General features: G+C 44.7%; 8 protein-coding genes. 3 read left to right on the plus strand and 5 right to left on the minus strand.

Going from position 1 to position 11,546, the window contains the following annotated elements; genetic code table 11:
- On the minus strand, positions 1 to 182 hold a 182-nt coding region (locus KK062_RS26990; protein ID WP_254087500.1), incomplete at its 3' end, for a hypothetical protein.
- Positions 183 to 292: 110 nt separating this feature from the next.
- On the minus strand, positions 293 to 1,543 hold the full coding sequence (locus KK062_RS26995) for a hypothetical protein (protein ID WP_254087501.1): 1,251 nt from the start codon (positions 1,541 to 1,543) through the stop codon (positions 293 to 295).
- Between the two features lie 1,094 nt (positions 1,544 to 2,637).
- Here KK062_RS26995 and KK062_RS27000 point away from each other — a divergent pair.
- Genes KK062_RS27000 through KK062_RS27010 form a run of 3 tightly spaced genes read left to right on the plus strand, consistent with a single transcriptional unit; the run spans position 2,638 to position 8,699 of the window.
- A complete protein-coding gene (locus KK062_RS27000) occupies positions 2,638 to 5,925 on the plus strand; it encodes a SusC/RagA family TonB-linked outer membrane protein (protein WP_254087502.1) in 3,288 nt (1,095 codons plus the stop codon).
- A gap of 38 nt (positions 5,926 to 5,963) precedes the next feature.
- Positions 5,964 to 7,340, plus strand: a complete 1,377-nt coding sequence (locus KK062_RS27005; protein ID WP_254087503.1) for a RagB/SusD family nutrient uptake outer membrane protein — start codon at positions 5,964 to 5,966, stop codon at positions 7,338 to 7,340.
- A gap of 21 nt (positions 7,341 to 7,361) precedes the next feature.
- The gene (locus KK062_RS27010) at positions 7,362 to 8,699 is read left to right on the plus strand and encodes a TlpA family protein disulfide reductase (protein ID WP_254087504.1); all 1,338 of its coding nucleotides are present in this window, start codon (positions 7,362 to 7,364) and stop codon (positions 8,697 to 8,699) included.
- A gap of 466 nt (positions 8,700 to 9,165) precedes the next feature.
- On the opposite strand, the gene KK062_RS27015 is transcribed toward KK062_RS27010, so the two are convergent.
- The 3 genes from KK062_RS27015 to KK062_RS27025 all read right to left on the minus strand — a co-directional run bounded on the left by KK062_RS27015 (position 9,166) and on the right by KK062_RS27025 (position 11,447).
- Positions 9,166 to 9,426 (minus strand): DUF6520 family protein, encoded by a 261-nt coding sequence (locus KK062_RS27015; RefSeq protein ID WP_254087505.1) that lies wholly within the window; start codon positions 9,424 to 9,426, stop codon positions 9,166 to 9,168.
- A 140-nt stretch (positions 9,427 to 9,566) separates the two neighbouring features.
- Positions 9,567 to 10,010: a MauE/DoxX family redox-associated membrane protein gene (locus tag KK062_RS27020; protein WP_254087506.1), complete on the minus strand. Its 444-nt coding sequence runs from the start codon at positions 10,008 to 10,010 to the stop codon at positions 9,567 to 9,569.
- 1,209 nt (positions 10,011 to 11,219) lie between these two features.
- On the minus strand, positions 11,220 to 11,447 hold the full coding sequence (locus KK062_RS27025) for a hypothetical protein (protein ID WP_254087507.1): 228 nt from the start codon (positions 11,445 to 11,447) through the stop codon (positions 11,220 to 11,222).
- Between the last annotated feature and the right edge of the window lie 99 nt (positions 11,448 to 11,546).

The following is an 11,546-nucleotide window of genomic DNA, read 5'->3' on the forward strand; positions in this document are numbered from 1 at the left end:
CAAGATCCGAGACCGGCGATGCGCATAACATCGTCGCGGTTGATGCGCATATTGTCCGCGAACTTTTTGCGGTTCCAGTGATAGAAGATCGAGATGTAGACAGCGAAATGCACGGATGTCATGTTGTCATCGTCTCCGAATACGTCACAGGCGCTTTTGAAGTGAAGGATAAAGTTTGGCATGGTTACGTGTGTAAGGTTTGTTATAGGCCAAAGCAACGGTACAGGCTTTTGAAAGTCCATGGTGTTTCGCAGGGGATTTCCCCGATTTCTCGGGGGATGGGTTTTGGCCGTTAAACCGAAGATTTTTCTTCATATTTTTTGATCTGGACTTTCAAGTGGCTCCCGAGCTTTTCCACATAGTGCAGAGCCTTGCGGCAGGCTTTCTCTTCGTTGAATGCACGGAGTATCGTTTCGGCCGAGACGCGTTTGCTGGGTGACGGGATCTGCGATATCCGTTCTGCCCGCTGTTTGTCATTGTCTCCCAGATGGATAACCCGCAACTCATGCGCAGCGTTGGCGATCGCGCCGAATACGGCCGGGTGCATGTAGTGCGTTAGCGCGTTCGCTACCGACATGCCGTCGGGTATATCGTAGTCTTCTGCATCTGAAGAACGCTGAAGAGCGCTAACAGCATTGTTTATCGGTAGCACGGGCGCCGTGGCGGCAATGAGCGCATCGAGCGATTCCATGATTTGTTGGCGCACGCTGTGTTGATGAGGATCGGGATGCCAGGCTAACCGGGTGCTAGAGAAAGAAAGCACCAGCCGGCTTTTGTATTCGCGCAACCGCAATAGGCGGGCTTCCGGTGACGTACAGGTTTCCAGTTGACCTTCCATCACCTCGAGACAATAGGTGACGAATGCCGGCTCATTGAAGTTATGGGCGACCAGCAGCCGCAATACGTCGCCATCACCCGTTGATTGCTGCTTTCCACCGGCAAGCGCTTGTAGTTCCTTTTTAAGCGCGCGCAGGTAGACAGCGTGATAGAATGTGATATAGTCTTTGTGCCGGAGTTCTTCAAACGGTTCGAGAACAATATCGATCAGGCGTGGACTGACATGCAAGGCTGCGAACCGATCGCGCAGGGCGACTAGGTCGCCTCCGAGCATCTGCTGGTACAGCATGCAGGCTGCCGGGGGTAAGAATAGTCCCGGATCGATCTGTCCATTAGCCAGGATCTCCACCGTATAATTCAACAGACTTTCCAGGCTTCGGTACAGATGCCGGCAAATGTCATCCGTCAACGTGCGGTGGGAGAGAGTACTATACAGCTGGATGGGCTGGGTATGTTCCAACAGGTGGCCTACCAGTTCCAGCACGGTGAGCTGGCGCAACGCGAGGTAGCGCGTGTGCGCATGCGCGTCGGCGTGGGCGAGATGTCCTTTATAAATCTCCTGACGGACCTGGTAGAAGCGCTCGTCTATGACGGTGGCGAGCGTATCCGCGGAGGGCGATTCTTTCAGTATGACCGGCACCTCTACTGCAATAAACTTTTGTAGTGCCGCCAGGTGCTTGCCTGGTTCTTCTATAGCGTGTTCCATCGTTGGCTGGCGATTAACGGTAAATCCAAACAACGGCGACCAGGCGGTTTAACTTCCGGGTGATCAGCCGGGTAAGACGTAAAAAGTAAAAGCGGTAACGATGGGGTTATGTGCGGCGGGGGTACGGTGTCAATGCCGCAAAGAGATCATTACGAAGAGAAGAGGGGACAACGAAATAAATAAAAAATGGCCTCATGGCGTCTATGATTGAAGTTTAGGTGTCAGGCAATCATAGAGGGGGTCTGTATACTATGTGAGGGGTAATATATAAAAAAAATTAAAATTTTTGGATGAAAGCACGAAAAACGTGCATGATTCAATAAACGACCGCGTCGTACCTCACCCCACGACACATCGTCAAGGATCGACTGCGCTGTTAAATTGCCCGCCTATGCCACGCGCTGATAAAAGTTTTTTTAAAAAAGTTTCCTGTTCATTTCCTGACAGTTTCCGAAACGCCCGAATCACGATTTAATGCCCCCGCTGACAACGCGCATATTCCACGCAGCTGCTATGCCCAACCGATGCGCTAAGACGTACCGCCGGCCCCGTAGCCAACGCTATACATATGTTTACTAGCTGCATGTTTAATCAGTCAAAGCATCCGTCTCCTCTTACGGTATGATTCCAAGCCCTTCCTGCAGTGGCTTAAGTTAACCGAACGTGAGCGCATCCTCATGATTTTACGAAACACTTTGCAGATAATGCGTGACAAGTTGATCTACGGTACAACGAAAATCGGTGACGTCCTCACTCGTTTTGGCGTAATCCCGGTCTTTTTTATTCCGAAAGACAAAATAATACGGCAATGTGAAGAAATTGTGATCATTTCTTTGCCCGAACACTTATACCACAATCTTAAATCATGCTCTCAGTATTATAGAAGCTACTTAACTGCATGGGCACTCCGTCGGATATGGTTCCTACACAACACCAAATCCTCGAAAGAGAGCTATGAATCCTAAAAGTGCCTGGTTAAGGCTTTTCTGCCGTACCTGATGGTTAAATACAGTTCGCGAAACCGAGACTACGAAAAGGCCGCAGCTTCAGGCTTTCGTCAGACAGATTTCATTTGTTTATCCAACCCTAATCCTATGCATTTACATTTTACTCATTCGCAGAGGCGATTGACAATTCGCATTTTTGCAGTTTTGGTACTATATCTTACGATGGGTTTACAATTACTAAACGCTAATGTCATCAGCACACCTATCGATATCGTAACCTTACAGCTAGCATCAGAACAACAGTTATTAATAATGCCTCTGAAGCTGATTAAAGATCAAAATAACATGATGTTTTTTTTTCCTTCGCAATTGACTGCAAAAAATAACAGTTTGGATCTAACAAGGCGGAGTGAATGTGTACCTGAGCTTTTTACGACTGCATCTGTGAGCGAAAACGCCGTCAACTTTGAGCGGTTTAAAGAGAATCGGACCCCAACCTCTTTGAACAATGGTAAAATTCAGTCGCAAATTGTGACAGGTAACGTGACAGATGCTGGGTCAAAAACTCCACTGGCGGGCGTGAGTGTTTTAATTAAGGGTACAGCAGATGGAACAACTACAGACGCAAACGGCGCCTTTTCTATTTCAGTGCAAAATACTGATGTGCTCATTTTTTCTTTTATCGGATTTACTACCGTTGCCGTTCCCGTCGTAAACAGAACAACAATTGATGTTTCTCTGGTAGAAACTGCTGAGGCACTGAAAGAAGTTGTGATTAATGCTGGATATTACGAAGTTACAGACCGCACCAAAACAAGCAACATTGGCAAAGTTAGTGCAGATGCTATCTCTAAGCAGCCGCTGAACAACATTATGGGTGGCTTGCAAGGCCGTCTTGCCGGCGTGTATGTGCAACAGCCTAGCGGCGTGCCAGGAGGTGGATTTAAAGTGGAGATTCGCGGTCGAAACAGTCTTAGGTTGAATGGAAATGACCCGCTTTACATTGTGGACGGCGTGCCCTACACATCAACATCTATCAATCAGGTATTAGGTGCGCTGACAGACGGTGTCAATCCCCTGAATTTTATAAATCCCGCCGATGTCGAAAGCATCGAGATATTAAAGGATGCAGATGCGACATCGATTTACGGATCAAGAGGTGCAAACGGTGTTGTGTTAATCACCACAAAAAAAGGCAAGCCGGGGCAGGTAAAGGTCGATGTGAATATGTACATTGGTTTCGGAACCGTGTCTCGCAAGATGGAATTACTGAACACGCAGCAATACCTAGAGCTAAGACGGGAAGCGTATCGAAATGACGGCACCACGCCAGCGGGTAATGCCGCCCGGGACCTATTGCGCTGGGATACAACTCGGTACACGGATTGGCAAGATGAGCTTCTGGGGGGAACAGCCAGAATGTCTAACGCACAGATATCCCTGTCGGGTGGTGCTAACAATACACAGTTTATGGTAGGGGTCGGTTATTTCAAAGAGACCACAGTGTTTCCTGGTGACTTTGACAACCGTAGGGTGTCGTCACACTTTACATTAAATCACGTTTCCGATAACAATAAGCTGAGGATTCAGTTCAAAGGGGAATACACCGAAGCGAAGAATACGCTTCCGGCAGATGACCTAACGGCGATTGCACTTTCATTGCCTCCGATTGCACCAAGTGTGTACAACGACGACGGTTCTCTGAATTGGCAGAGCAGTACTTGGACAAATCCGCTGAGGAACACGCAGATCACTTATATCAATAATTCTAATAATTTCCTGGCTAATCTGGTCTTAAGCTACGAATTGATTAGAGGGCTGACTGTTAAACTGAACGGTGGCGTTACCAATGCAACATCGGGTGATCTTCAGCTAGCACCGACTACAGCGACAGACCCGGCTTTCAGTCCAACAGGCAACTCCGTGCAAGGAAATGGGAGTTTAAAGACTTGGATAATTGAGCCGCAGCTTGAATTCAGAAAAAAAATCGACGAGTCAAACGTATCTTTTTTAATTGGTTCAACTTTTCAGGAAAATATCAATGCAATCAGCTCGGTAATGGGATATGGTTATACCAGCAACGCATCCTTAAGAAATTTGCTTGCGGCGCCCCAGATCTATGTGTTGGCGTCGGATGAGACTCAATACAAATATCAGGCATGGTTCGCCCGGGTTAACTACAATTTTAAAGACAAGTATTTCATCAACGGTACATTCAGGCGCGATGGGTCGAGTAGGTTTGGTCCCGACAAGCGCTACGCGAATTTTGGTGCAGTTGGTGCCGGATGGATTTTTTCTGATGAGAGCTTCTTTGAAGCGGTGTATCCGGTGGTTAGCTATGGTAAGATGCGTGCTAGTTATGGGACCACAGGTAGTGACCGCATTCCCGATTATGGTTATATGGATACATATTCGAACACTATGTACACCTATGACGGTGTTCCCGGCCTTATCCCAACACGCCTGGTAAACCCTGACTATGCTTGGGAGTTGAATAAGAAGTTTGAAGTTGCCCTTGAACTAGGCTTTCTTCGCGATCGAATTTTTCTGAATACCTCCTGGTATCAAAATCGCTCATCCAATCAATTGGTAGGCTACGATCTGTCGGTCGTTACCGGTCAGCCAAGTGTACAATATAACCTTCCAGCTACTGTTCAGAACACCGGATTAGAGATTGAGTTGAATACCAGCAATGTAAATCGAGGCATCGTGAGCTGGTCTACGGCATTCAACTTAACTATTCCAAGAAATAAGTTGATTGAGTATCCTAACATCGATGCCTCCAGCTATGCCTCTAGCTACGTGGTTGGACGTTCCTTGAATATCAGAAAAGTGTATAACTTTTTAGGCGTAGATCCAACGACCGGTGTTTATCAGTATGAGGACGTGGATGGGGACGGTCAGATCACAGCGGACAAAGACCGGAATACAATTGTGGAAGTAGGACAAAAATTTTATGGCGGTTTCCAAAACGTGTTGCGTGTCGGCAATATTGAGCTGGACTTTCTCTTTCAGTTCGTCAACCAACGAGGCGATAATGTTTTCTCTGCAGGCAACCTCGCGACGGCCCCTGGGCGTATAAACAATCAACCAGTTCAGGTGTTGGATCGCTGGCGCAATGAAGGAGATCGGACCGATATTCAAAAGTTTACTGCGTCCGGGAATTCTGCTGCGAGCGTTGCATATAGCAATGGGAAAAATTTCGGCGAGCAATCCATATCAGATGCGTCTTTTGTGCGCTTAAAGAATGTTTCTCTATCTTATAATTTGCCCACCTCGCTGCGCGATCGTCTGAAGTTGTCGAGTTGTCGATTTTATACACAATGTCAGAACGTGTTCACGATAACCAATTACAACGGCTTTGATCCTGAAAATATGAATATTAAACTGCCGTCTTTACGGGTATTTACCGTCGGTATTCAAGCAGCATTTTAGTTGTTGATGTTTAGCATGTATGTACATAAATAAAGTTTATGAAATTAAAATCGGCCGTATTTTTAGTGTTTTGTTTTGCATTTTCTTGCAATGATTTTTTGGAGGTAGATGAGCCTGCTTCGCAAATTACCAGCGATATTGTATATGATAGCGATGATACGGCGCTGTCGGCTCTGGCTGGTGTTTATAGCGAAATGATGGGCAATGCATTATTCGCTGGTGGCGGGTTGGCGGGTATCTCGCTTATTTCCGGTATGTCGTCAGACGAATTTATCAATCATAGTGATGATATAGATCGGTCAGAATTTTATACCAATTCGTTACAAGCAACCAATTCCTTAGTCAGTAGCTTTTTCTGGGAGCCAATGTATAAATACATCTATTATTCTAATTCGATTTTAACAGGCCTGGAAAATAGCAACGTTTCCAAGACCGTAAGTGATAGAATTGAAGGCGAGGCCAAGTTTATTCGTGCTTTTTGTTACTTTTATCTGGTCAATCTCTTTGGCGAAGTCCCGATAGTTACTTCCATTGATTACCGGCAGAATAACACCGTAAAACGAAGTGCGGTTTATGAAGTATACGATCAGATAATAGCTGATTTGTTGCAGGCCGAAAGTCTTCTTTCAGAGGACTATCCTACGGCGGAGCGGGTGCGCGCCAATAAATATACGGTAAAAGCTTTGCTGGCGCGTGTTTATTTGTATCAGCGAGATTGGGTGAAAGCAACTGAACAGTCTTCTGCCGTAATCGAGTCCGGCACTTATGCGCTTGATACTGATTTAGATGTCGTTTTCTTAAATACTAGTCAAGAGGCCATCTGGCAGCTAAAACCTGTTGTTGCCGGTTTTAATACACTTGATGGAAATGTGTTCATACTAGAGCAGACACCGTCCAATGTCTCCATTTCTGAATCACTAAAAAATGCCTTTGACGATGGTGATAGAAGGTTTGACCATTGGGTAGGTAGTTTTAATGATGGCCAGGATACATATTACTTTCCCTTTAAGTATAAAATCAAAGTGGGCGAAGAACCGTTTGTTGAATATTCTATGGTCTTGAGACTCGCTGAACAGTATTTGATCCGCGCTGAGGCAAGATGGCACGAAGGCGATATAGATGGAGCGATTGCTGATCTTGATGTAATTCGGGAGCGGGCCGGTCTTTTAACGGTCAAAGAGGCGTTCCCCGGAATTTTAGATGATCAAATAATAGACCTGATTGATAAGGAAAGACAGGTTGAGCTCTTTTCGGAGTGGGGCCATCGCTGGTTAGATCTCGGGAGACGTGAAACTATAGACGAAGTAATAGGGGCATACAAACCTGATGTGTGGCAGGTTACTGATAGGCTATACCCTATTCCTCAGTTAGAAAGAGAAAGAAATAGAAATTTGGGTCAGAATGACGGCTATTAGTCGACAATTAAAATATTGATAGTGAAAAAAAATACATATCTTTTTTTCTTTTTCTGCTTGTTTGTGACAAATGTTAACAGTCAGGATCATGGCCGTTTTAGCATTAAATTAGCAGAAGAATGTCCCGAATTCGTTTTGCAAGACGTAAATTTTTATGACAAAACTACTGTGAAAGTAAGCGAATTCAGAGGTGAATGGCTGGTGCTTGATTTCTTTACAGTGGGTTGTGCGTCCTGCTTTGAAAGCTTGCCGAAGATCAATAAATATCGATCAGACTACAAAGGCAAGGTTGAATTTATGATGATAGGCCTTGATGAACGGGGATTACGTCCGTTGTATGAAAAATTCAGAAAGAAACTCGATCTAAAATTGCCGGTGGCCTATGTTGAACGGGGCTTTTGGCAGAATTTTGATATCGTTGGTGTACCGCACGTCATCATCATTGATGAAAAAGGTCAAGTACGAGCGATCGTAAATGCAGTGTCAAAGGAGATCATCGATGCACTTATAGATGGCCACGATTTGGAGTTGATAAAAAAGAAGGGAGAGTATGAGCTGGAACGCGCTGATTCTCTGTATAACTATACGAGACCCATTTTGGTGAACGGAAACGGTGGGCAGGATGCCGATTTTTTGTTCCGCTCTTTACTTATGAAGTGGGATGGGCAATTTTTTAGCGGTTTTAATCCCGATTGGGTGGAGCGAATACCCTCAGATTCGAATTTCGCACGGTTTGAGGTGGTGGCCTATGATTTGGCGAGGCTTTATCAGATCGCATATGGTGACACGGTCTATACCGCTCCTTATGACGTCCCAAATAGTTATGGGCGGTTCTGGCGGCGGCCTTTACTTGAGGTAGAGGATTCATCTGCTTTTATGTTTAATTATAACTCAACAAGAAACCTTTATAATTACAGTGTATCAGTACCACTCAAAATAGGTACTCGAAAAAAAATACAATCCATCATGCGACGAGATCTCGATAGCTATTTTGGCTATGATGTGAGAGTGGAGGACAGGATGATGCCATTCTGGAAGCTTACTTGTGATGCGTCAGATGGTGAAAAATTGCGCGCGAGCGGTAAAAAATTCGAACACAAGCATCCAACCGCGCGAACGGATATTCGGCTGCTCAATGGTTCTATCGATGATCTGATTGGACGGATGTATATGTATTTTCCCTTTCAGTATCCCATTATTGACAGTACGGGGATTGACCATAAGATCGACGTGTACGTGGAAGGATTAAGGTCTGATTTTGAAGATATGAGGAGAGGTCTTAGTAAGCAAGGCTTGAATTTGATTAAAGGCTACAAAAATATGAAAGTCGTTGTTATCAGAGATCGAAAAGACGTTTAAGAGCATACAGTTTTGCTAAAACACTCGTGAATTGCAGTATAAGATCAATTGCACAATATGTTTGTCGTTGATTTAATCCCATTCGGCTCCAAGCGACTAGGGACGACCGAGGCGATTCGATACTTTTTGATCTTTAGCTTCGATTATCGTCGTATATAGAAAGTGATCTTTTTCATCAATTGTTACTGTACATGCGGTTTCGGGATATTTCCTACACTCATCGTATACTACAGATATAGCGGTAATTACTCCATCCACATTGGCATATGCAGTTTGGATATGGAAACTCTTGTAGGCGACGCCGCTTATAGCGGCTAGGGAAAATGCAAGAGTTGATAAAAGAACTTGGACTCTATTCATGGAGATATGCCGATATTCTGCTACTTAGAGAGGCTTAGTATTGTCTGGTAATCAAATATTAGCGGTCCCGTTATATCAACGGGACCGCTAAACAACATATTATCGACTAAGGATGTCTCAGCCGATTTGCAGGAAGGTTTGTTGTAGCTTCGGCTTGATTAATGTATACCGGGTAAGTAACTTCTTCGATTTCAACTTGGCAAAGTGTTCCAGCTGCTTTTACGCAGTTGTCAGCTACGGTTACGGGCGTGATAGTTCCGCTTACGTTAGCATATGCGGTTTTTACCAGCAGGTTGTTAGCAACAACACCACCGAAAGCGGCAACAGTGAACGCTGCGGCTGTCAAAATAACGCGTGTTTTTTTCATGATTGTTTGATTTTAATTTTAATTGATTGCTTACTTTTTTTCAGGTTTCAGCACCTCCTGTTTGTTCCAAATTTAAGGGTGCACCAGGATAGGAACAGTTTCTTCCATTTGTAGGACTCGAACGTATCGTGTCCCGTCCATTATGTTCTGGACCACATGGGTCCCGATGTTTTCCGTGATTCCAATTTATGAATGGTCATTGCAATGATGCCGAGTATGAGGAACACGATATTGAAGATGAAGTGTTGTGTCCAAGTCATGCTTTGCAGGACACCGGAACAAGCACATGGTATGTGACTGGCAAATTGAGTGATGATGATAATATAGAGCGTAAATATGATCATCAGGCTTGTGGCCATAAAAAGTCCACGTAGTTTCGCTTTTGGAATGGCAATCAGCACGGCTATACCAATTTCCAACAACGGTACTACGATGGCGACTGGCCAGCTAATGTCGCGCAATACAGGTGAGTCCTGAAGTTGTCGTTCAAAGTTCGGGATGTCAGTTAATTTTGCTACACCCGTGTAAACAAAAACGATGATAAAGAGATATCCAATGATGTCTACAATGGTTTCTTTTTTCATATCGTGTATTTTTGCGGTTATTGACGCATAGCATTCAGTGCATTTGCGAATATTTATGAGTCAAAAATACAAATGAACGTTTCCTAGATGTTGACAAAAGTTTACGTTTGCAGGAGCATTTTGTCATGTGTGAACTGAGGAATCAACCGACCACGACAGGCATCATGGGGTAATTATATTTCATTTGATGCAAATTAGTGTTACTAAAAACGGCCCCGTAGAAACTGCGGAGCCGTCGGCGTTTTATCTTGCGGGGCGCTTTAACCTGTTGGCGGGTAGAAGCGTTAGAGCTTCTGCTGGCGTCGCAAACGTGTAATAGTCAGAACCATCAAAGTGCACTAGACAGTATACCACTGAGCCCTTGACGCAAGAGTCGGAAACGGTTACAGGGGTAACTGAGCCCCCCACGTTGCAGTAAGCAGTTTTAAGAAGCAGGTTATTGGCAAAGACGCCTCCAATTATAGCGCCACCAAAAACAAGGGTTGTAAGAATGTGTCGCATTTTATTCATTGTTTTGTTGTTTTGGGTTATGACTTGCGTGATTAAATTTTCGCGGTTGTTTATTATACTTCAAGTTACAAAATGATATTTCCTAAAAGGGGACAATTATGTGGGAAACATATATTTACAAGAGGCGATAAACTGAAAATATAGGGAAATACTGTCCTATATCGCCCGAGGACATCTCACAGTGGAAGCACTTCCAATTCCCGGTCTCGATGATATACCACGTACCTACCAACACGCCTTCCATTTCCGCGAGATAACGCATGAAGTATTTGCTATCGCGCCCGGGTTGTCACCGTATTTGTTAGAGACAAAGGCAGATATGGACGCACACTTGGCGATATCCAATTACACGATGGGAAATTCTAAACCAAGAGCTCGTCCGAGGTGGTCTTGCATGGCACTACAAATACGATTCTTCAGATTCTACCTTGGCTGCGCTTGAGGCCGGCTCGATTGCTAGTAAACTATCCATTCGGTCTGAAAAAGGCCCGATGCCCCCATGGCAGGTAGCCAGCAGAAACGTATGCGCTTCGATACAAGTCAATTATCTTGCAACGATAGTTCGTAATTATCTTGATATATTATCATTAGTATAGTCCAGTTGTAAAGATCTGTGAATGACAAATGAAGAATAGGCACAGATATGCGCTACGCTAAATCGAATTCACCCTGAATTTCAAATAGCGTATGGCACGACGATTAATCGTCAAAATTGATGCGCTTGCTCACATTCTCAATGTGTATACGGTGATTTTTCTCTTCGTCCCGGAGCCTATTCCTGGCTCCCACGATGCGATTCCACTCCTGATTGGCCTGCTCAATGGCGATCTTTAATGTATCCTTGTGGTATTTTTCAACCTCCTCAATAGTGGTTTTGTTCAGGAAGATCGTGTTGCCAATAACAGAAGCAATACCAGGTCGGTGCATCGTTGAAAATGGTCTGGGGCGGTTCCCGCCTGAAAATACATCCGAAGGAACATATCATGTTTATAAAAGATGTAACTTAGCTACCGAGCCTATCTTGTT

The organism is Dawidia cretensis, assembly GCF_018598175.1.
GTDB classification, from domain to species: domain Bacteria; phylum Bacteroidota; class Bacteroidia; order Cytophagales; family Cyclobacteriaceae; genus Ohtaekwangia; species Ohtaekwangia cretensis.